Origin of the sequence: Streptomyces sp. NPDC006208 (assembly GCF_040613775.1) — a bacterium.
Lineage (GTDB): Bacteria > Actinomycetota > Actinomycetes > Streptomycetales > Streptomycetaceae > Streptomyces.
The window spans coordinates 12,652-32,956 of sequence record NZ_JBEXSW010000029.1 but is presented as its reverse complement, the minus strand read 5'-3'; the positions used below and the strand labels follow the sequence as shown (position 1 = coordinate 32,956).

Here is a 20,305-nt window from a genome sequence, read left to right as displayed (position 1 = left end):
CCGGGCGGACAAACGGCGGGATGCTCTTCCCATGACCTCCTCCTGGCGCCCTGACCGTGGTGTACGCCGCGCCGTGGTCGCACTCGTGACGTCCGCGGCGGCATTCCTCGCGGCCGGCCTGCTCATCGATGCCTGGTGGCTGATCGGGATCGGCGTTTGGGCACTCATTGCGGCCATCGTGATCGAGCTCGTCTACCGACCCTGAGCGGCGTTCCGATTCACAGGCCCACGTCGCGGGCGCGGAAGTCGTCCAGCGTTTCCCGTCGTACGAGCAACCGCGCGTGTCCGTCGTGCACCGCCACCACCGGGGGACGTCCCACCAGGTTGTAGCCCGATGCCATGGACAGCTGGTATGCCCCGGCGACCGGGACGGCGAGCAGGTCCCCGGGGCGGATGTCGCCGGGCAGTTCGGCGTCGGCCGCGAGAATGTCCCCCGCCTCGCAGTGCCGGCCGACGACCGTGGCCGTGCGGGTGGCGGCGACCGAGTGACGCCCGATCAGCCGGGGCGCGTAGCGGACGCCGTACAACGCGGGTCTGGGGTTGTCGCTCATGCCTCCGTCCACCGCGACGAACGTCTGGTCGCCGGTGTGCTTCACGGCCAGTACGCGGTAGAGCGCCACACCGGCGGGCCCGGCCACGGCGCGGCCGGGCTCGACGATGAATCGCGGAACGGCCAGCCCGGCGGCCGCGCAGCTTTCGTCCAGCTCGGCGCGGAGTCTGCGGGCGAGTGCGGTGAGGCTTAGGGCGGGCTCTCCGGGCCGGTAGGCGATACCGTGCCCGCCCCCTATGTCCAGTTCGGTCAGTACGACACCGTGCGTGTCCCGGATGCGGGCCATCAGGCCCACCATGCGCCGCAGAGCCACGAAGTACGGCTTGACGGTGGTGATCTGTGACCCCAGGTGGCAGTGCAGGCCGGTCAGTTCGAGCTGGGGCTGTCCGAGCACGCGGGCTATGGCGTGATGGGCCTGTCCGTCGGTGAGGGACAGGCCGAACTTCTGGTCGTCCGTTCCCGTACGGATCTTCGCGTGTCCGCCGGCGGCGACTCCCGGCACCACACGGATCATGACTTTCTGGTGCCCTTCCGGTCCCACTGCAGCAGCCAGCCGGGCGATCTCGGACGGGCTGTCGATGACGATCCGTCCGACACCGAGCCGCAGCGCGGCCTCGAGGTCGTGCGGTGACTTGGCGTTGCCGTGCAGCACGATCCGCTCGCCCGGGAACCCGGCCGTCACGGCGAGTTCGAGCTCGCCGGCCGAGCACACGTCCAGGCCAAGTCCTTCCTCCTCGATCCAGCGCACCGTCGCGCGGGAGAGGAACGCCTTGGCGGCATAGAGGACTTCGGCATCCGGGAATGCGTGCCGGTACATTCGGCAGCGCTCGCGCACCTCGCCCTGGTCCAGCACGTACGTGGGTGTGCCGAACCGCTCGGCGATCTCGGACAGGTCGACCCCACCGACGGACAGGCCGCCGTGGGAGAGCCGAGTCGTCGAACCCGGCCATATGGACAGATCGTCCCCGGCTTGAGGCTTGGTGACGAGGGCAGTGGTGGTCATGTGTCGCATCCTCCTCACGCGGCGCGAATCGTGGTTCCGGTCGCCCCGAGTGGCGCGGCGGACCTGTCTTCGACGGCCGGCCGAATCGATGGAGCGGTAAGCGTCAGGCGCGCGACGCCGAGCGGTTCGGCCATCGCACGGAGCGCGGGCTCGCTGAGCACTATCCAGGGCTGGCCGGTGCCGAGGGTCGCGGCGAGCAGGGCGGGGCTGGTGAAGCCGACAGCGGTGCGGGAACCCAGCGGCGTGCGGAACAGGCGCAGCGCCGCCCCGCCAGGTCCCGGCCGGACCGGAACGCACAAAGGTCCGGCCGGGACCCGTTCTTCGGGCTCAGGATCGTCGTCGTAGAGGAACAAGCACATGGAACCTCCCGGAGGAACCGCGAGTGGTGGGGTCCCGGGTGCGGGGAGGCAGACCGCCGCCAGGTCCACTGGCGGCGGTGCGGGCATACTCGGTGCTGACAGCAAGGACACGACGACACAGCCTTTCCGGTCCACCTGGACCACTTGCACGACAGGTGGACGAGCACGCTGCGGCGTGCCCCGTGCTCAGGACGTGGCACAGAAGCTATGCCCTGCCCGTGCACCTGCCGACGGTCCATGACGCCACCCTGACATCGATCTATGGAGTACTAACGGGTCGCTGACGGCCGGTCCGTCGGGGGCATCAGGATCACGTCACGATTGGTGGCTCCGGTGTCAGAAGGACGTCAGCAAGACCGCTCCATCCGCAGACGCGGCGCTTCCATGAGACAGCCAAGGAGAGCAGACAGGGAGGAAGCACCGATGCGCGAACCAGCGAACGAACCCCGCTGCCGAGTCGTGGTCGGCGTGAGTGGTGGCTCGTGCAGTCTCACGGCACTGCACCGGGCCGCCGACGAGGCACGGATGCGGGGTGCGGAGCTCTGGGTCGTACTGGCCTGGCAGCCCGTCGGCAGCGGACTGGGTCGCCGTTCTTCGGCGGTGCCCGCCCTGTACGCGGACTGTCGTTCCGTGGCTGTGGAACGGCTGCGCGGCATCCTCGACACGGCCTTCGGAGCCATGAAGCCCGGCGTCACCCTGGCGGGCCTGACCGTGTGCGGGACGGCGGGCGCCGCACTGGTGGATGTCGCCCGTCACTCGCAGGACCTGCTCGTCGTGGGCACGGGGAAAGGGGGGCGGCTGCGGCGCTCGCTCAGACCATCCGTTGCCCGCTACTGCTTGGCGCACGCGCCGTGCCCCGTACTGACCGTGCCGCCCTCTCCACTCGAAGCAGATCTCGCTGCCGCACATCGGCGGAACGTCTGGCGGATCCCGCTGGACACACGAGAACTGGCCGAGTGAATGACAAAGCAGTACGCGCACGACTCCCGCTGGATTGGCGATGCCCGCGCTGCAATTGGCACAGCCACCCTCTTTCCTCTGCTGCTCATGGCCGTCGACACGGCCGCAGACTCCACGACAGACCGCCGAACGCTGCTCTGGGTAGCGCTCGGCGTCACACTGGTCGCGGTGCTGTGGCCGACTCGCATCACGGCCGCACCGGGCCTTCTCACATCCCGCGGGCTGGTCCAGCGGCACCGCGTCCACACCGACCGGCTCGTCTCGGTCTCTTGGCACGACGGGGTCGCGCAACGCCTCATCCTGCGGGACACCGACGGCAACCGCCTCGAGCTCGACCCCCGCGTCCTCCTCTCCAACCCCCCTTTGTGGCGACTGCTGGAAACGGATGATCGCACGAGCATCGCCCGCGGCACACTGATCAGCGGCCGCATACCCCTGCAGCAACTGTCCCTCCGCATCGACGAAGAGGTGGCCCGCACGGTCTTCACCATCCCCGACCTGCACTGAGTTCCGGTGCGTAGCGGTCTGGGGCACCTTGGCAACGCTGCTCCGTGGCTTGGCCGGCTACGCGGTTACTTACGGGACTTCCGCTTCGGTCTGGCAAGGCGATAGCCCCTGTTCGAGCTTGCGTTGGCGGAGACGCGGGGCAACTGACCCGCGATGATGTGCCGTGCGTTACGGGCCGAGGAAGCGTTCTCGGCGGCTTCGGCGAGATTCCTCTGAATGCGGTGATGGGGGATTTACGCAAGCCTCACCAAGGCGCGAAGGCGTTGCCGAATGCTGGCTGACCAGCGACATCGGCGCACTCCAACGAAAGCGGCAATCCGGCCGCAATCGTGGAGACCCAGCGTCGCCCTGCGACGACCGGGCCATCCTCACATTGCCCAAGGCATTCCACCCCGCCTCGAACTAGCCATAGTTGACGGGCCATCAAAAAATCGAGGGTTAAAGTCCCGTCAACGTCGATTGCTGAGGTGGAGTTTTGAGCGGAAGATCGAATCCGCCTATCCAACTATGAGCGCATGTACGGGGGAAGGGGTCTGATGACCTGGGACGAGTGGGAGCAGCTCAAGACAGAAGCCGCCGAGAAGCAGTTAACGGCGATGCAGCTGAACCGTATACCTGACGAGGGCGGCACACCGCCTCCCGGGGGTGATCTGAAGGCCAGCCAGCAGGATCTCGCAGCCGTCGGTGACGCCGCATTCCGACTGTTCGACAATCTGGGCAAATACGGCCGTGACGCCTGGTCCATCAGTCAGACGGCCGCGAAGGACCTGGGCACCCAGGGCTTCGCGCTGGGCGGTGCGCTCGACCATGTGCAGGAGCGCTGGGAAAAGCAGCTCAAGACCCTGCTGGACGCCTGCGCACACATTTCCAATCACATGGATTTCACAAAGGGCGCACACGCCGGTGACGAGTACCACATCTACGGCGTCGTGAGCGGCATTGCGACGCTGGACGACGGCTTCACCGAGAGGACGCAGCGCCGATGAACCTCGACGCGCTGCGTCAGGGCAACTTCGCTCTGCTCGACCAGACGATCACCGCCTGGAAAGGAGTGGTCGACAAGCTCAAGACGATGGAGACCGACGCCCGCGACGACATGAAGGCCAAGGCTGACAAAGCGAAGTGGGCGGGGGTGAACGCCACTGTCTCACGCGAGTTCATCACCAAGACGGCCGATGAGTTCGCCGACGCCCACACCCAGGCGACGACCATCCATGACATCCTGAAGGACACCCGCGACGAGCTGGTCAGCTACAAGGAGCAGCTGGAGCAGGCATTGAAGCGGGGCCGCAAGAAGAACCTCACCGTTACGTCCACCGGCGGCGGGGGCTTCACAGTGACGATGATCATTCATCCGGACCGGGCAGCCAAAGGCCGTGAAGTGCCGGACCACTCGCCGCAGGATGCCGAGCACCTGCGGGACGACATCCAGCGCATCCTGAACCGTGCGACGGAAAGCGACACGACCGCCGCCCAGGTCCTCAAGGCCGTCGCGGACCAGGCCGAGGTCGGCTTCTCCGGCGCCAAGTACGGTGACCGTGACTCCGCGGTGGACGCGGTACGGAAGGCCGAGGGAGCGGCCAAGCTCATCAAGGACAAGGGCGACGAGATGTCGCCTGCCGAGTTCCAGAAGCTGAACGGGCTGCTCGCCTCCTACAGGAACGATCCCCTGTTCCAGGAGAAGTTCGCTACGCAGTTGGGCCCGAAGGGCACTCTGGAGTTCTGGGCGGATCTCTCCAGCCCCGACAGCACCAAGGACTTGACCCGCACCCAGCTCAATCAGCTCGGCGAGTTCCAGAAGAACCTCGGCCATGTCCTGGGCGGTGCCACTCAGTCGGACAGCCCCGCCATGCGGCAGTGGGAGAACGACATGGTGAGGCTCGCCGGCGAGCGCTACAACACGCGCCACGGAGACGTGTACGGCTCCCAGATCATGAGCAACCTCATGCGCACGGGCGACTACGACGATCAGTTCCTCAACAAGTACGGCAACGAACTGGTCGCCAAGGAGAAGGGGATGAGGCTGCCTGACCGCTACTGGAACATGCAGCCGAAGCCGAAGATGAACTTCATCGGTGACGAGGCGTTCGGCCGTGACCCGATGACGGGCTTCCTTACGGCACTCGCCAACAGCCCGGACGCCTCGACGGACTTCTTCAACGCGAAGGAGCCGCAGGACAACGCGCAGTGGGTGCTGAAGGACCGCCCGTACTTCGACGACTCGCCACTGGACGACGGCCCTAACGAGGCGAAGGACGCAGCCGGAAAGGCCATGTTCGCCGCTGTGTCGGGCGTCACCGACCCGACCGGGCCGGGCGCAAAGTTTGAGGAGCACACCCCGGAGCAGCGTGAAGCCATGAAGCGCTCCTTGGCCATCCTGGCCGGCACGGGTAACGACTTCCCGCCGGAGATGCGCGACAGCATGGCGTACGCCATGGGCAACCACGGCGACTGGGTCCACCAGGCCATGAGCAGCCCGCTCGTCAAGCAAGAGCTGGACGCGGGGCAGCTGATGGAGGTCAGCAAGCAGATATCCCGGAACAGGGATGACTACCAGACCCTCACCCAGGTCATGCACCAGCCGATCGTCGCCGACATCGTCACCGAGAAGGCTCACCCCGAGGACAGTCTCGACCGCGCCGGGCGCACGATCGGCTTCCTGGAGGAGGCCCGCTACCAGGCGACCAATACCGACAAGGGCGAAGCCCTCGCCGACGCCTCGTGGGACAAGGCGTGGAGATACCACATCGTGGGCGGCCTCGTCACCCCGTGGAGTCCGGCCATGGACTCCGTGCAGCGCGGCGTGGACCTTGTCACGGCGAAGATGCTCGAGGACGAGCAGAACAGGATCAACGCCCAGGCCACCACCGATCACACTCTGACGTACGAAAGGCGCAGAACCGAACTCCAGTCGCTCGCGGACCTTTGGCACCAGGAGAACAAGGACTGGGCGGAGGACCCGACGCACGAGGGCTACTCCCAGGGCCACGGCACCTACAAGCAGATCGAGGAAGCCGCGAATGACGGCAACAAGAAGGCCGAGGGAGTCGCAGGTATCCAATGATGAGGAAAGCATTGTCCAGGGCCACCACATCCGTCCTCACCGCGGGCCTCGCTCTGTCCCTGGCCGCGTGCGGCGGCGGACGGGAGTACACGGTTCCGAAGGAGGCTTGCGGGATCCCGGTCAACGAGAAGACACTCGCCCCCCTCCTGTTCGACGGCAGCGAACTCGAGGTCACGCGTGGTTCCGTGATCGAGACCGGTACGAGTACCCAGGGGGCATGCGAGATCCGGGTGGACGGCAAGATGGTGGTCCACCTGCGGGTCGACAAGGTCGACAAACTCTACGACCCGATGGACAAGTCGGAGGAGTTCCGATTCACCAACCGGGAGAGGATGACGGACTTGCCGTTCGCCGGACTCGGGGCGCTGGGTGACAGTAGGTCCATGGTCAGTACGGGCTGCTCCGGCCCCAAAGCGGACTACCTCATCGCGTACGTCACCGTCGACGGCCAGGCCGGCGGTGACGTCGCCGAACGCCGCAAGAACATCGAAGCCTTCACCCTCGACTTCGTGCCGAAGGTGAAGAAGGCTCTTGACTGCACGGCCTGACACCCACGCCCACGGCTTGCTCCTCCGGGAGACGGCCGTGGGCGTAGGCCGTCGCGGGGAAGCGCCCCCGGCCGACGAGCCAGCCCGCACACGGACCGGGCGTCGTCGAATCCCGTTCCGGTAGCCCCGCACATCAGCGCCTGGTCAACAGCGGGTGCCCGGAGCTGGACTTGGACCAGGAGCAGTGGAGGGACCAGCGTCGCTTCGAGCAGTGGCAGGCGTCCCTGCCCGAAGGCGAGGGCAACCCTGTGCCGGGGACTGCGGACCCGGTGGTGGATACGCCGAGAGCAGCTGGGCCGTCCGGCCGGCGGGGTCAGGTATCGCGGGGCTGCTCGACGACGGCCCCACAGATACGCAGCGTCTGCTGGCAGCCGTGCAGGAGTGTGTCGGCACGGCGCTCGCCTCCGCGGCGGGACCCGGCCTCGGGGTCGTGGCGCTCGGCTATGCCACCGGCACTGTGCAAACCTTCGGAGACTCCGCGGACTCGGCATCGCTGCACGACGGGCCAGTGAATGCTCTGGCCGCACTCAGCGTCCCCGTTGACGGCGAAACAGGAGTCCCTCTCGTCTACAGCGGTGGCGCGGACGGCACCGTTAGCGCAGCCTGATACCGTTCATGTCACAACGGGCCGACCTCGGCAACGAGTTCAGCAATCACATCAGGTGTCAGCCCCGTGATCTGCTGGCTCCAGACAATCGCTACACGTGCCCGGTTCCCCACCACACAGACCATGATCAACGATCAAGAGTCCGAAGTACCAACGCCAACCATGCACGAGCTCGTAAGTGCTGTCCCATAAGCATGGTCCCAGACAGCCACAGCCGTATCAGGTGGTCGTGTTCCTCCACAGATGCCGCTCGTCGAGGGTCCCAAACCGTACGTCTCCGCGATTGAGATCGACGAGAATGGGCCAGCAGTCCAACAACATGTGTCTGTCGTTCCGCGACGCGAGGTACTGCACGGAGTTATAGGGCGCGATCAGCAGCCCGTTGCTCTCGCAGACTCGCTCTGCGTCGATGGCAAGGGGTGGCTCGTCATCACGCTGGCTGCGCGCGAGAAACGCCACAGCGAGTTGCAGGGCTTCGTCCTGCTGCATCATGCGCCTCCAGTCCGTTGGCTCGGCGAAGCGCAGCCTAACCATCCTGGGATGATCTCTACATGGCTGCTGCGGTCACGGCGTCGGAGCCGACTTGGATAGCCCCGTTCTCCGGGCTGAACCCGGGGCAATTCAGCAAGCTGATCAACGCGCTGCAATGCGAGGGTGCGGACCCGGTTGGCAAAGGCCGGCCTTGGAGCCTTCCTCTGGAGGACCGGGTTCCGCTGGTCGCCTCGTACTGGCGGACGAACCTGACGTTGCGGCAGCTGGAACCGTTGTTCGGAATCTCGAAGTCTGCGGCCGACCGCACCATCAACCACCTCGGGCCGTCGCTCGCGCTCCAGCCCCGCAGATGGGTGGCCCGCAACAGGCCGCGGTGGTAGCGGCGGGGTCTGCGCAGGTTGCCGCTGACGCGGCCGGAGTCGCGGGGCTGTGGGGCCAGGCCGGCGGCGCGGGTCGTTCCCAGGAGTGCGGCAAGTGCCTTGTGCGAGCCTGCGGATCGCGGCGGGAGCCATATGTCGCGGATCGCGGCGGCGGCGCGCGGCGCGGGGTAGATCAGCAGGGCCTCGGCGTCGCTGCCGGGGGCGAACAGTTGGGGTGCGGTTCCGCAGAACAGCGAGGGAGCCAGGACGATGCCGCGGCCGCCCAGGTGGAACTCCTCGTGGCCGGACCCGCGCCAGGGGGAATAGTCCGGCACTTCCAGCACCGGCGGTCTCCAGCGCAGGCGGGGGGAGGCGAGGCTGCCCGGTCGCCGGCCTCCAGCAGCGCGCGGCCGCCAAGCTCGCCGAGGTTGACGCGAAGATCGCAGACCTGACCACCATCCGCACCGCCCTGGTCGCAGCCGTCGATGCGAGGTGCGACGACCTGACCGTGTGCGTCTCCAGTGCCTGCTGCCCCATCCCCTTCACCGACCTCGCCGAGGAGAACCGCCATGCCGGCACCTGCTGCTGACCCCCGTCCCCAACTCGCCCCGAAGGCGCTCGGGGCCTGGCCGCGCTGGCCTGCGTGGCGTGCTGTGCACTGCCGGTCCTGATCACGGCGGGCGTCGTCGGTGCCGGCGCCGGAGCGGTGGTGGGCTGGCTGCCCGCCCTCGCCGTCGTCCTGGCCGTACTCCCTGGCGGCACCTGGTGGCTCGGCAAGCGCCGCCGCTCCTGCTCGTGCGCCCCGAAGGCCGCAGGTGAGAGCGGATGCGGCTGCCAGGCGTCCCAGGGCCCGCTGAAGATCACTGGCCGGGCCGGTCGGTAGGGTCAACCGATACGACCGTCGCTCGTTCCGTTGCCCTGTTCGCTGTCGCCGCCCTGTTCGAGATCGGCAGGGCCTGGCTGGTGTGGCAGGGCATCCGCGAGCACAAAGGCTGGATCTGGATCGGCGCCGGAGTGATCGCCCTGGGGCTATACGGTGTCGTCGCAACCTTCCAGAGCGATGACAACTTCGGCCGGATCCTCGCCGCGTAAGGCGGCAGCTTCGTCGCCGGGTCGATCGCCTGGGGCATGGTCGCCGACGGCTACCGCCCCGACCGCTTCGACGTCATCGGCGCGCTAATCTGCCTCGCCGGAATGGCCGTGATCATGTACGCGCCCCGCAGCCACTGACCGCCTCACTCCACCTGCCCTCCGTGGCCGGGCTCTGCATCCGCTGGCTGAGGGCCGGAACTGCGCGGGCAGCACGCGGACCACAGAGGCCCGCTCCGTCAGCTGCTGGCGCAGAGTCGGGTTCTCGACTGTGGCCTGGTGCAGGGCGCCGACGAGGGCTTCGACGTCGGCCTTCAGCTGGGCGATCTCTTCCGTATCGGCAGCCCGCAGTTCCTTGAGCTTGCGGCTGCTGACGCAGCCGTCGTTCGCTGTCCGGGGTGCCGCCGCGGCCGCGGACCCTGTCGTAGAAGTCGTTCTTCAGGTCGGTGTGCCGCTGGGTGAGGGCGTTGCGCGGGACGCCAGCCTCGGTGGCCAGGGCGACGATCGTCAGCGCACCGTTGGACCGCTCGGGTGTGCCGCCCAGGATGCGGTCTGACCCGCTTGCTACCCATATTCGTACCGAGAGCGAAGAGCACAAGCAGCCGCCGACGCCGCAGTACCGCCTTTGGCACGGCCTCGCGGGTGGCAACCGAGGTGAAGTCGCCGGTGAAGCCGGTGGCGAACGGCCTCCTTGAGGATGTCGATCAGGTCGATGGTGCCCCAAGCTCGATCTCCGCCTTCAGCGCGACGAGGTTCTCCGGCTCCTCCTGCTTGCCCTGTAGGGAGACCTTGATCCACGGCTCGCCCAATGGTTGCCACGGAAATCAGTTCGCCCTGGATGTCGAGAGCGTGCCAGCAGCAAGAGCTTCGCCTGGACCGACTACCGCGGCCCGCGGACGGTCGCCCTCCAGCAACTCGGCACCGTCCGTACTCGCAGCACCGCATCCTGAACAATCTTCCTCATTTGATTCATGACCGTGGTTCGGGGTGGTGCCGACAGAGCAGGCCGAACGAGGTTGTTGAGCTGTGCCGTTCGTCCCGCAAGAACGCCCCTTGAGGAGAAATCAAGCGGGAAGCTCACCATTGAGCACGGCAAGACCGAGCCCCGTGACACGGTGTCGGACCATGCCCCCTTCCCGCCAGGTGACCAACAGGCCTGCCTCCCGCAGGACAGCCGTGTGCCGACTGATCACCGGTAACGACACCCCTGCGCGTGCGGCCAGCTGGGTGGTGGTTCCTGTACCCGCGGCTGCTTCCAGCACCGCTGCTCGCGTGCGGCCGAGCAGTGTGATCACTCGCTCACGAGGTGCGTGCGCCGTGCGGTTGCTGTTCGGCGTGAGCCAGCCCAGCCGTGGAGGCAGCGGATAGACAAGCACGGGAGGCCTGCTCGGATCCATCAAGGTGATCGGTTGGATCCGCAGGAAGAACGAAGGAACGAGTACCAGCCCTCGTCCTTCCAGGTGGACGTCCTGGTCGGCGTACACGGCAATCTCGAGCACGGGGGGCCGCCACACCATGCTCGGGTGCAGATCGGCGAGCAGCCGATCCGTACCGCCTGACAGGAGCGTCCGGGCACGTCGATCCCGGTCGGCCATGACCTGACTGTGTATGAGGTCCTGGTAGGGCTCCAACGCCACGCGGCGATAGGCGGTCAGCGCTTCTCCCAGTTGCTTCAGCGCCCCGAAGTTCCCTGCGGCGAGCGCCTTCGCCCATCGAGTCAGAGGGGCCTCGGCAGCCAGACACGCCATGTCTGCCTGGAGCCTGGACCGGGGGGTCGACAGAAGCGCGTCGAGCTGAGTGTCGAAATCCGCATCGCCACGCCCAGGGGTGAGGAAGTCCGGGGAGTATCCCCAGGGACGGGCCAGATCCGCCAGAAGCCGGGCACTGGGCGCATCAGCAGCCCGCGTCCTGCGTCTCCATTCGCCGAACGCCAGAGTGCCGGCGCGGTCCTGCAGCATGTGCAGGCTGAGAAGCACATCCCACAGAGGGTCGGGCCGATCCGCCACGACGATCCGACGTATGTCCTCGCCGGTGAAGTGAATGCGCAACATGGTCCCCCCTGCGCTCGTCTGCTTTCCCACGTCGAGTGCACGCGCCACGTTGGCGGACAGACAACAGGGAACGGCGTCCGGGACATGTCCCGGACAGGCCTTGTCCGCCGCTGAGCCGGACATGCGGTCGGCCGAGTGCGCTCGGACGGCACGACCTGGGGGTGATCCGGGCGCTCTTCAGTGGTGATCACTCACTCTGAAGGGGGCTTGTGACCTGGAGGTTTGCAGGAGAAGGCAAACCGTGGAGGCGGCTGAGCGAGTCGGTCACAGTGGTGGTGGACGGGGGCTGGAGCCCGTGTCCGCCGAGGATCCCCAAGGGAGTCACTTGTGCCAAGTACTCGAGCGCACCCGGCTCATGCTGCGCCAACGGCCGGCTCGACAACACTCAACCGATCCAGCACGGCCTCCCCCTTCGCTCGTCGCCGGTGGAGCGCCACGCTGTTCCTCTTCGTCTGCGTTGCGAGCGTCGGCACGACGCAGCCCGCCCGCGCGGCGGTCCATACAGCACCCGACGTGCAGAACGAGCGTGACCTATACGACGGTTCACGGATCAACCACGTCCCTTCCAGCGGCGGGAAGGGCTGTCAGCTGTCTGCTGGCGCAAGGCAATTCTTCACGCGCTGTCACAGTGCTGCAGCAGTCGCTGAACGCGTGCTACGACGCACGCCTGACCGCGGACGGGGTCTTCGGAGCCGGCACTCAGGCGGCGTTGCGGCGCGCGCAGGCCCAAGAGGGGCAACGGACCGACGGAGTATACGGACCCCAAAGCCGGGACGCGCTCCAGTGGCGCGTCACTGGATTCGCTTGCGACCGGGTCAACGGCCCGGGCGGGCAGTAGCCAGAACTCACTCGACGGAAGAGGAAGCATGCTGAAGCGTTTGATGACTGCAACGACAGCGGCCGTCATAGTCGCCACGGCGACGGTGACCCTGTCCGCACCCACTGCGGCGGCAGCGCCGGTGTGGTGCGGCAGCTGGTTGCAGAACCCTGCCGAGGCTTCCAGCCAGAGGAACGTCGCCGGAACCAAGCAGTTCGTCGGCGACCCCGGGGAGTACATCGTGGTACGCGAGGGCACACATCGCGGACGGTGGTACGCGTGGGCCAAGCTGGTCAACGACAGCGAGACGGACCTCGTGGCATTGATCTGGGTCAACGAGGCGAACCGCACCATCTATCAGTGCGGCAACCGGAACGGCAGTGGCGGCTGGTCGTACGACTACACCGCCGGCGTGGATGACACGCACGCCTGGAAGGTGCAGGCCAAGTACCAGCACTCCAACGTCGTGTACGGCCCCGCCGTCATCTGGCGCTAGCCATCAGTCGGCCGGTGCGCTGGCCCTTGGGGCGTCTCTCCCCCTTTCACGGGCGCGGGAGACGCCCTCAGGCAGGACATGATGAACCCCCAATGTTGAGGAGATCATGCGTACTTCATGGTCGTCGGGCTACCTGCTTGCCGCTCCCGCCATGGCCGTTGTCACGCTTGCAGGATGTTCGGCGGGACAGGTGAAAAAAACACCGGCCCTCGTGACGCAGGAGGCGGCGTCAGTAAAGGAACTCCGCCTTCCGTTCGACGCGCTGGAGTTGTCGAAGGAAGAGAACGTGCGTGTGCAGAAGGCCACCATGCACCTGTTGGGCCGATGCATGAACTCGATGGGGTTGGACCTCCGCACACCGCGGGTACACCCGTCGAAGTACCCCAAGAACGCCACCGTGCTCGGTTGGCTGGGGGCTCAGAAAGTCGAGAAGTACGGATACCGCGGTCCTGCGGACTTCGCCGCGGAGATGTCCGCGGCGGCTCGGCGAGAGAGCCGACCGATCGTTGTCTCCGCCCAGCAGATGCCGGTGTTCGAAGGAACAGTCTCTTCGTTCCGTGGAAAGCCCGTCCCTCAAGGAGGGTGTGACGGACAGATGCGCCGCCGGCTCAACGGCGGCGACACTCGGATCGCCGTGCCCGGCGGTGACCCCTCCGTCGTTGCGGAGAGGGCCCTTCAGGCTCTCGAGCAGCAGGCATCGGACAGGGCGCGTTCCGACGATCGGTTTCAGCTGGTCGTCAGTGCGTGGCATTCCTGCATGGCGAAACGCGGATACGAGTACGCGGATCCTGACGCGGCACAGGGCGACCCTCGGTGGGCAGAGGCAGCCGGCAAGCACGTGTCTGCACTGGAGAAGGCAACAGCCGTCGCAGACCGTGACTGCCGGGCCGACGTCAACTTTTCGGGGGTGCTCAAGGATCTGATCACCACGTACGAGACCCTCATCATCGATTCCAAGGACAGCCCCACTGCCGCACTCGCGTCCCTGTTGCGCACCCGGGCTCGGAACGCGGCGAAAGTCCTGACCACCGTGCCCTGAAGTTCCGGCACCTGGACTGTGCTGGTGATCGTGGACCAGCCGGCCTCCATCGGCGCCCTGCCGCTGGCGGTGGCCCGGGATATGGGCCGCCCCGTCGCCTATCTGCCCGGGCTGACGATGCGGCGGATCGTCGATCTCCATCCCGGTGAGGCCAAGACCGGACGTGAGCCGGGTGCGCAGCGGGCCGGTGGGGTTGACCGGGTCGGGTCGAGGTCGGAGGCCCCCCGAGAGTGGCGGTGCACTCAACACGCATGGCCGCGAGCGGTGCTGCGCACCGGTCGCGACCATGCTCGTGTCGATGCGCAGCGACAAGGAGCCGGCAGGTGGGCACATCCAGGTACAACCGGCCGGTCCACGGCCTGCCCGAGGTCGAACTTCTCCGGCAGGCCGTGCCGGCACAACAGCTTCGCCGTGGGCTGGGGCGGACGAAGATCCGGCCCCCAAATCGCGTACGCGTTGAACACCCGCGGTCAGTCCCGCCGTACAACTGAGAAAGGCGAGAGACCGGCGCGCAGCAAGGGATGACAGTGACCGAAGGGCAAGCCACCACGCAGGAGTTGATCGCCGCTCGCTATTGGCCGCAGGAGGTCGTATACCGTGAGGAAGGCCGCATCGGCTGGCACGGTCAGGACGTCCGGTTCGGACGGCCGGTTTCCTTGATGGAGGCGCGGCCAGTTCAGGCCACCGGTGCACGCCGCACCGCCGCTCGGATTCTGCGCGAGTCCGAAGCCATGGAGCTGACCTGCCCCGGCCGGGCGGCCACTGTCTTCGACGTCCTGGATGAGAACGGCGCCGTGTGGACGGTCATGGATCGGATTGAGGGCGCTCCCCTCAGCGACCTCCTGTCACGAGGCCCGGTCAACTACGTCCGCGCTGCCCGCATAGGCCTGGAGATCCTCGACGTTCTCGCGGCGGCCCATCGTGAAGGCATCACGCACGGCGATCTCAGCCCCGGGCAAGTATTTGTGCGCAAGGACGGCGGAACGCTGGTCGCCGGCTTCGGGCTGCTGGGGAACGTGTCGGCCCCACGCGTTACCGCCCCGTCGTACGCCTCTCCCGAGCAAGCCCGCGGCGAGGGCACGGAACCCGCGTCAGATCTATGGGCACTTGGGGCAATCTTGTACATGATGGTAGAGGGGCGTCCGCCTGTCCCTGACCGTGGACCGGTCGAGGCGACGCTGCGAGCGGTTGACCTGCGGCCCATCCGACCCCTGCGGAGCGCGGGGTCGCTCGGCCCTGCCATCCAGGGGCTGCTCCGCAGGGACCTGCAGGAGCGCCTGCCCGCGCCGGTGGTCCGCGCGGCGTTCACCCGCATCCTGCGCGAGGATCCCGAGGAACCAAAGCAGGCGGCGCCGCTCCCCTGCCTACGCGACGCGTACGCTGCCGTCCGGCGGACCGGGCGGGTATGGAGCAGACGAACTGTCGGTCGGCCCGCCCTCCTCAAGGTCCTGGCGCTGGCCATGGTCGGGGCCTCGCTCACCACCCTCGCCCTGACCGGAGGATCGGACGACGGCCCCTCCGCGTCGGACCCCACGCCGTCCCGCCCGGCCCCCAGCGGAACCGCCGACCCTGACTCTTTCTACAACTACGAGGCTCCGGAGGGGTTCTCCATCGACCTGCCCACCGGGTGGAAGCCGCTCGACCGCAGCGGTTCAGCCGATGCGTCCTACCGCGTCACGTTCGGCGCGTCCGGCGACCCTCGCACGCTGGCGATCACCTACAGCGATCAGCTCGGACCGGACCCCGTCGCAGTCTGGCGTGCATTGGAGCCGTCCCTGAAGCGAGTGTTCGTCGACTACGAGCGGCTGGGCGACATCCGCGCCGCCGACTACCGTGGCCTCGACGCGGCGGACATGGAGTGGTTCTCCGAGGACACCGGTGTCCGCGAGCGCACGCTCGGCCGCGGTTTCCTCATCGGCTCCGGCCGTGGCTTCTCCTTGCGCTGGACGACCCCGGCAGACAACTGGAACGACGCCACGAACCGGGGCGCGCTGGGCGTCTTCCTGCGCTCCTTCCGGAGCTCCGCCAACTGACCGTGCTCCGATGGCCCCGGAGCCGCAACTGCCGTCCCGTCGCATGAGCCATCCACCCGCAGGCAGTTGTCCCAGACCACTTAGTACTCCAGCAGGATTTCGCTGTCTGACCTGGTCTTTCGCCGGGTGGCGGGAGTGTAGCGGGACTTCGATCGTGCAGGGGCGGTCTCACGGAGACCGCCCCTCGATCGTGCGACAACGCCGCAGGAAGTGACAGCGGCGGGGCAGCCTCCGAGGGTGATCACTGAGTATGCCGCCGCGCAGTGGGACCTCGAACTGGACGATCTCTTCCTGACCATCGGGCATCGGTTCGGCCGGGTCGAGCTCCGCCGCCGCATGCGTGACTACGTACGCGGGCTGCTCGCTCCGGTGGCCCGCAAGAACAGCTGGCAGCTGGCCGAACAGGCTGGCCACCCCACGCCCGACGGCCTGCAGCACCTCCCCGCCGGATCGAAGTGGGAGCCCGATGACATCCGCGACGACCTGCAGGAATACGTCGCCGACAAGCTCGGCGAGGCCGGCGGCGTGCTGATCATCGACGACACCGGGTTCATCAAGAAGGGCACCACCTCAGCCGGGGTCCAGCGCCAGTACTCCGGAACTGCCGGCCGGACCGAGAACTGCCAGATCGGTGTCTTCGCCGCCTACGCCTCCGCCCGCGGCCGGGCTCTGGTCGACCGCGAGCTCTACCTCCCGGAGTCCTGGACTGAGGACCGGGAACGCTGCCGCACCGCAAGGGTCCCCGACGAGCGCCAGTTCGCCACCAAAGGCGAACTGGCCCGGCACATGGTGCTGCGGGCCCTCGCCTCGCCGCTGCCCATTACCTGGGTCACCGCGGATTCTGCCTACGGTCAGGACAACCGATTCCGCCGGCTGCTGGAGCAGTCGGGTGTCGGCTACGTACTGGCCGTCCCCAAGTCCCAGTTCAGCGTGGGCTGTTCACGGATCGAGGGCCTGTTCGCGCAGGCCCCGGACGAAGCGTGGGAGAAGATCTCCTGCGGCGACGGCGCGAAGGGGCCCCGCGTCTACCACTGGGCAGCGGTGCGGCTGCCGGCCGTCGCCGAGTTCGACTATCAGGGCGAGGTCCCCCACCGGATGCGGTGGGCACTGGCCAGGCGCAGCATCAGCAATCCCGACGAGATCGCCTATGGCGACCGATCTGGTGTGGCGCGCCGACAACGGCCGCCGTACCGCGTGGGACATCTACCCCGCGGCCCATCGCTTTCAGCCCGTCACCGGCGAGGACTCAAGCACCGTGCGCAGCTGGGCGTTCACCACGCTCCAGGCGGGGGTTGCCCGGTACGGATGGACCGATGGCCGGGGTGGCATGTCGGCCGCTGTGGGATACCCGCCAGCAGGCCGCCCGTGCCCTCACCTGCCGCAAGGAGCCTGCCCCCGCCCCGCCCCGGCCAGGGCCGCCCTGCCGGCCGAGCCGGTGCCGGCCGCGCCGCGCAATGCGGCCGGCAAGTACCAGGGGCCAACGACCGCCCAGATCTGGGAGATCGCCGCGCTCCTCGTGGGTGAAGGTGTCATTCTCTCCCTGGAAGTCCTGGCCATCGTCGCCGATGCCCGCGCCGCGTGGCAGGACGACAAGGCGGCAAATCCGCCGCACCACCCACTACACGGCTCCAGGCTGAACTGGACCGAATCGGAGTTCGCAGCCCTGCGCTACCTCGCACTCAACAGCACCGGCCACCGCACCCACGGTGAGCACAACGCCGCCATCGGCGCCTACATACGCTGGCGCGCCGAGCCGAAGACCAACTTCGCACCCGACTCACCAATCCGACAGTGAACGCAATCCCCGGCCAAAGCAGCGTGACGAGCCACATCAGCCGGGTCCGCCCAGCACGATCTTCCACACTCGGGTCGCCACCTGGAGGTTCAGCCTGTCCTCGACGTTCGCGAGGTCGTTGCCGCTGATGTCGCGGATGCGCTGAAGCCGATAGCGCAGCGTGCTGCGGTGGATCGCGAGGGATTCTGCGGTCTCGTCGTAGTTGCCGCCGCAGTCGAAGTAATGGGACAGGGTCTCCACCATGGCCGCGTGGTGCCGGGAGTCGTAGTCGATCAGCTGCCCGAGCCACTGGTGGACGAACGTCTCTAGCTCCCGGTAATCGTTGCCAGGTCCCAGGATGCGGTAGAGGCCAAGCTCGTCGAAGAACGTCGTGCCGTAGGGCTCGCGGGAGTGGCGGCGCACTTCCAGGGCGCGCCGCGCCTCCTGGTAGCGGTGGGGGATGTCGTCCAGGGAGTCGCAAGGGGCGCTCACCCCGATCGTCCCTGACCGTGTCCCGGTCTCCCGGGCGAGCGCCTCGTACAGCGCGCGGGCGTGCGGCCTGGCGTCGGCGACCAGGACCACGTGGTCGGAACGTGGGGTCAGCAGCGAGCGCATGCCCACGGCAGAGGCCACCCGGCCCACGGTCTGCGCGAAGGAATCGTCCGCCGTCCGGTTCGACCACTGCACCACGACGATGTAGTGGCTGCGGTGCAGATCGTGTCCGACTGCCTCGGACCGGGCGTAGGCGCTCGCCTCGTCCGTCCCTGCCAGCAGGTCGTCGACCAGCTCGCGGTGCAGCCTCAGCTCCACTTCGGCCAGATTACGCAGGTGCGCCAGCTCCAGGGCGAGCGACGTGGCGGCGTGTTCCAGCGCGAGCACGGTGTGCTCGTCGGCCTCGCCCCGGGCATCTACCAGGGCCAGCACGCCCAGGATCTCGCCGTGCGGGCGGACCAGGGTGATCAGCCGGTCCTTTATCCGCACCGTCCCGACCTCCCGGGCGACGGCGTGCAGCATTTCGTCCTGGCGCACGGGGTCCGGTTCCGGATAGGGGTCGGGGCGGCTGGGGCCGGTCCAGGACCTCAGCCGACCGAAGCGGTCCTCGACCAGCGCGGGGAGTCCAGTGAGCCCGTGCAGTGCGCGGGTGATGGCTTCCTCGCCGCCGCCCGAGGCAGCGACGTCGTCCATGAGCGCGTGAACGGCCCGCTGGAACCCCAGCTCAGCCACGACGGAGATCAGCTGCCGATGGAGGGCTGTCCGTTCCTCCCTCAGCCGGTACAGCTCCAGCGCGTCCTCGCGTTGGCGGCGGTGTGCGAAGGCGACTGACAGAGCAGCAGCTGTGTGCCGGACGAGCGTGGCGAGCAGGGATCGCTCTGCCTCGGTGGGCCGAGAGCGGGACGTCACCACGAGGTAGCCGTGGAGTCCCTCAAGTCCGCGCAGCCCCAGGGCCTGGCCACAGGGCCGGCCGGGTACGGTCACAGGGCCGTCTTGCCCGGCCAGCTCCCTCACCCTCCGGTCCACGGTCAAGGCATGGATCTGCCCGTCCCTCGGGCTGGGGACGAGGTCGCCGTCCACCCTGAGGTATCCGGCCTCGGCGCTGTATGGCCCTACGACGGCTATGTGGTCCATGGCCAGGCGCAGGATCTCGCCTTCGTCCCGGGTGTCGAACAGGGCGCGGGAGAGCTCCATCAGTTCGTGGAGGGCATGGTCGGTCGGGGTTGGAACGGGTGGGCGGGGCCCTCTCCGCGCGGCCGTGGGGGGCCGCCCGGCGCTGCCCCGCGGATGGCTGCTCTCCCGATCGGAGCGGCGGCGGTACAGGTTGTGCGCCCGGTTGCCGGGCATGGGATTACTCCCTTCCCTCGACCCCTCTGAGAGGTGACGGCGGCCCTTCCTGTACGCCCCTCCGACCAACCTACCCGAGATGAGTCTTCGTCTCGTGCTCGTGGGGCGACGGGCGCCGTTGTTTTTTGACCTGCCGGGTGCAGGCGTAGACCTGCTCGGTTCGCGAGTGTGGGGCGTGCCGGGGCCGTCGTGCGCACCGGCAGGAAGGACTGGGCGATGACCGAGCAGCCTCGCAGGCCCGTTGCCACGTACGAGACGTACCAGGAGGCCGAACGTGCCGTCGACCACCTTTCGGACCAGGGGTTTCCCGTGCAGAGGGTGGCCATCATCGGCCAGGACGTCCGCCTTGTCGAGCAGGTCATCGGGCGTATGGACTACGGCAGGGTCGCCCTGCACGGAGCGGCGAGCGGGGCCCTGCCCGGTGCGCTGATCGGCTGGCTCTTCGGCCTGGTCGACTGGGTGGACCCCCTCGTCTCTGCCCTGCTCGTCGCCCTCTACGGCCTGATTTTCGGAGCGATCGTAGGCGCGCTGTTCGGACTGCTGCTGTATGCCCTGCAGGGCGGCCGCCGGGACTACGCCTCTGTCCGCTCGATGGAGCCCAGCCGGTACGACGTCGTCGTGGACGAAGCGGTCGCCGACGAGGCCGTGCGGCTGCTCGGCGGGCTGGAGAACACCGGCGCCGCCAGACGTCCTGCCCATACCTGAACGATCGGATCCG

The 20,305-nt window shown here is 67.7% G+C and carries 19 protein-coding genes and 3 pseudogenes; 17 read left to right on the top strand and 5 right to left on the bottom strand.

The annotated features are described in order from the left end of the window. The first annotated feature begins 31 nt into the window (after window positions 1-31). Window positions 32-205 carry a hypothetical protein gene (locus ABZ208_RS23525; protein ID WP_356911422.1) on the top strand — a complete coding sequence of 58 codons (174 nt, stop codon included), beginning with the start codon at window positions 32-34 and terminating at the stop codon, window positions 203-205. Between the two features lie 13 nt (window positions 206-218). Here the strand turns inward: ABZ208_RS23525 and lysA are convergent, their stop codons facing one another. Beyond that, window positions 219-1,553 (bottom strand): diaminopimelate decarboxylase, encoded by a 1,335-nt coding sequence (gene lysA / locus ABZ208_RS23520; protein WP_356911421.1) that lies wholly within the window; start codon window positions 1,551-1,553, stop codon window positions 219-221. Window positions 1,554-1,567: 14 nt separating this feature from the next. Next, on the bottom strand, window positions 1,568-1,912 hold the full coding sequence (locus ABZ208_RS23515; RefSeq protein WP_356911420.1) for an SAV_915 family protein: 345 nt from the start codon (window positions 1,910-1,912) through the stop codon (window positions 1,568-1,570). Window positions 1,913-2,335: 423 nt separating this feature from the next. Between ABZ208_RS23515 and ABZ208_RS23510 the strand changes: the two genes are divergently transcribed. From ABZ208_RS23510 to ABZ208_RS23490, 5 genes are all read left to right on the top strand, one after another. Then, window positions 2,336-2,872 carry a universal stress protein gene (locus tag ABZ208_RS23510; RefSeq protein ID WP_356911419.1) on the top strand — a complete coding sequence of 179 codons (537 nt, stop codon included), beginning with the start codon at window positions 2,336-2,338 and terminating at the stop codon, window positions 2,870-2,872. A gap of 87 nt (window positions 2,873-2,959) precedes the next feature. Further along, entirely contained in the window at window positions 2,960-3,379 is a 420-nt protein-coding gene (locus tag ABZ208_RS23505; RefSeq protein ID WP_356911418.1) for a hypothetical protein, read from the top strand. 536 nt (window positions 3,380-3,915) lie between these two features. Then, entirely contained in the window at window positions 3,916-4,365 is a 450-nt protein-coding gene (locus tag ABZ208_RS23500; RefSeq protein WP_356911417.1) for a hypothetical protein, read from the top strand. Then, window positions 4,362-6,443 carry a hypothetical protein gene (locus ABZ208_RS23495; RefSeq protein ID WP_356911416.1) on the top strand — a complete coding sequence of 694 codons (2,082 nt, stop codon included), beginning with the start codon at window positions 4,362-4,364 and terminating at the stop codon, window positions 6,441-6,443. Before ABZ208_RS23500 ends, ABZ208_RS23495 begins: the two co-directional genes overlap by 4 nt. Before the next feature lie 11 nt (window positions 6,444-6,454). After that, complete coding sequence (locus tag ABZ208_RS23490) at window positions 6,455-6,991, top strand: hypothetical protein (RefSeq protein ID WP_356911415.1); 537 nt, start codon at window positions 6,455-6,457, stop codon at window positions 6,989-6,991. 826 nt (window positions 6,992-7,817) lie between these two features. Here ABZ208_RS23490 and ABZ208_RS23485 read toward each other — a convergent pair. Then, on the bottom strand, window positions 7,818-8,090 hold the full coding sequence (locus ABZ208_RS23485) for a hypothetical protein (RefSeq protein WP_356911414.1): 273 nt from the start codon (window positions 8,088-8,090) through the stop codon (window positions 7,818-7,820). Between the two features lie 59 nt (window positions 8,091-8,149). Here ABZ208_RS23485 and ABZ208_RS23480 point away from each other — a divergent pair. The 3 genes and pseudogenes from ABZ208_RS23480 to ABZ208_RS23470 form a co-directional block, all read left to right on the top strand. Beyond that, window positions 8,150-8,455, top strand: a pseudogene (locus ABZ208_RS23480) (transposase family protein); the annotation flags it as partial. Between the two features lie 637 nt (window positions 8,456-9,092). After that, window positions 9,093-9,332, top strand: a complete 240-nt coding sequence (locus ABZ208_RS23475) for a hypothetical protein (protein ID WP_356911413.1) — start codon at window positions 9,093-9,095, stop codon at window positions 9,330-9,332. 17 nt (window positions 9,333-9,349) lie between these two features. After that, window positions 9,350-9,679, top strand: a pseudogene (locus ABZ208_RS23470) (YnfA family protein); the annotation flags it as partial. Between the two features lie 923 nt (window positions 9,680-10,602). Here ABZ208_RS23470 and ABZ208_RS23465 read toward each other — a convergent pair. Next, window positions 10,603-11,589 carry a winged helix-turn-helix domain-containing protein gene (locus ABZ208_RS23465; RefSeq protein ID WP_356911412.1) on the bottom strand — a complete coding sequence of 329 codons (987 nt, stop codon included), beginning with the start codon at window positions 11,587-11,589 and terminating at the stop codon, window positions 10,603-10,605. Between the two features lie 355 nt (window positions 11,590-11,944). Between ABZ208_RS23465 and ABZ208_RS23460 the strand changes: the two genes are divergently transcribed. The 7 genes and pseudogenes from ABZ208_RS23460 to ABZ208_RS23430 all read left to right on the top strand — a co-directional run bounded on the left by ABZ208_RS23460 (window position 11,945) and on the right by ABZ208_RS23430 (window position 17,769). Beyond that, a complete protein-coding gene (locus ABZ208_RS23460; RefSeq protein ID WP_356911481.1) occupies window positions 11,945-12,427 on the top strand; it encodes a peptidoglycan-binding domain-containing protein in 483 nt (160 codons plus the stop codon). A gap of 43 nt (window positions 12,428-12,470) precedes the next feature. Further along, window positions 12,471-12,902: a hypothetical protein gene (locus ABZ208_RS23455; protein WP_356911411.1), complete on the top strand. Its 432-nt coding sequence runs from the start codon at window positions 12,471-12,473 to the stop codon at window positions 12,900-12,902. A gap of 151 nt (window positions 12,903-13,053) precedes the next feature. Beyond that, entirely contained in the window at window positions 13,054-13,941 is an 888-nt protein-coding gene (locus ABZ208_RS23450) for a hypothetical protein (RefSeq protein WP_356911410.1), read from the top strand. Window positions 13,942-13,956: 15 nt separating this feature from the next. Next, window positions 13,957-14,100, top strand: a pseudogene (locus tag ABZ208_RS23445) (transposase); the annotation flags it as partial. A gap of 362 nt (window positions 14,101-14,462) precedes the next feature. Beyond that, window positions 14,463-15,974, top strand: a complete 1,512-nt coding sequence (locus ABZ208_RS23440) for a serine/threonine-protein kinase (protein WP_356911409.1) — start codon at window positions 14,463-14,465, stop codon at window positions 15,972-15,974. Window positions 15,975-16,211: 237 nt separating this feature from the next. Continuing rightward, window positions 16,212-17,498, top strand: coding sequence for an IS701 family transposase (locus ABZ208_RS23435; RefSeq protein ID WP_356911408.1), 1,287 nt, complete (start codon window positions 16,212-16,214; stop codon window positions 17,496-17,498). Then, window positions 17,491-17,769: a hypothetical protein gene (locus tag ABZ208_RS23430; RefSeq protein ID WP_356911407.1), complete on the top strand. Its 279-nt coding sequence runs from the start codon at window positions 17,491-17,493 to the stop codon at window positions 17,767-17,769. Before ABZ208_RS23435 ends, ABZ208_RS23430 begins: the two co-directional genes overlap by 8 nt. A gap of 36 nt (window positions 17,770-17,805) precedes the next feature. Here ABZ208_RS23430 and ABZ208_RS23425 read toward each other — a convergent pair whose 3' ends face one another. Further along, entirely contained in the window at window positions 17,806-19,587 is a 1,782-nt protein-coding gene (locus tag ABZ208_RS23425) for a helix-turn-helix domain-containing protein (protein WP_356911406.1), read from the bottom strand. Window positions 19,588-19,803: 216 nt separating this feature from the next. On the opposite strand from ABZ208_RS23425, the gene ABZ208_RS23420 reads away from it, so the two are divergent. Further along, window positions 19,804-20,292 (top strand): general stress protein, encoded by a 489-nt coding sequence (locus tag ABZ208_RS23420; protein ID WP_356911405.1) that lies wholly within the window; start codon window positions 19,804-19,806, stop codon window positions 20,290-20,292. Window positions 20,293-20,305 lie beyond the last annotated feature (13 nt).

Bases quoted from the DNA above. Each gene is read 5' to 3' on its own strand.
- lysA (WP_356911421.1), bottom strand. From the start codon at position 1,553: ATGACCACCACTGCCCTCGTCACCAAGCCTCAAGCCGGGGACGATCTG.
- ABZ208_RS23510 (WP_356911419.1), top strand. From the start codon at position 2,336: ATGCGCGAACCAGCGAACGAACCCCGCTGCCGAGTCGTGGTCGGCGTG.
- ABZ208_RS23455 (WP_356911411.1), top strand. From the start codon at position 12,471: ATGACTGCAACGACAGCGGCCGTCATAGTCGCCACGGCGACGGTGACC.
- ABZ208_RS23515 (WP_356911420.1), bottom strand. From the start codon at position 1,912: ATGTGCTTGTTCCTCTACGACGACGATCCTGAGCCCGAAGAACGGGTC.
- ABZ208_RS23465 (WP_356911412.1), bottom strand. From the start codon at position 11,589: ATGTTGCGCATTCACTTCACCGGCGAGGACATACGTCGGATCGTCGTG.
- ABZ208_RS23505 (WP_356911418.1), top strand. From the start codon at position 2,960: ATGGCCGTCGACACGGCCGCAGACTCCACGACAGACCGCCGAACGCTG.
- ABZ208_RS23500 (WP_356911417.1), top strand. From the start codon at position 3,916: ATGACCTGGGACGAGTGGGAGCAGCTCAAGACAGAAGCCGCCGAGAAG.
- ABZ208_RS23440 (WP_356911409.1), top strand. From the start codon at position 14,463: ATGACAGTGACCGAAGGGCAAGCCACCACGCAGGAGTTGATCGCCGCT.
- ABZ208_RS23450 (WP_356911410.1), top strand. From the start codon at position 13,054: ATGGCCGTTGTCACGCTTGCAGGATGTTCGGCGGGACAGGTGAAAAAA.
- ABZ208_RS23525 (WP_356911422.1), top strand. From the start codon at position 32: ATGACCTCCTCCTGGCGCCCTGACCGTGGTGTACGCCGCGCCGTGGTC.
- ABZ208_RS23460 (WP_356911481.1), top strand. From the start codon at position 11,945: ATGCTGCGCCAACGGCCGGCTCGACAACACTCAACCGATCCAGCACGG.
- ABZ208_RS23420 (WP_356911405.1), top strand. From the start codon at position 19,804: ATGACCGAGCAGCCTCGCAGGCCCGTTGCCACGTACGAGACGTACCAG.
- ABZ208_RS23425 (WP_356911406.1), bottom strand. From the start codon at position 19,587: ATGCCCGGCAACCGGGCGCACAACCTGTACCGCCGCCGCTCCGATCGG.
- ABZ208_RS23485 (WP_356911414.1), bottom strand. From the start codon at position 8,090: ATGATGCAGCAGGACGAAGCCCTGCAACTCGCTGTGGCGTTTCTCGCG.
- ABZ208_RS23495 (WP_356911416.1), top strand. From the start codon at position 4,362: ATGAACCTCGACGCGCTGCGTCAGGGCAACTTCGCTCTGCTCGACCAG.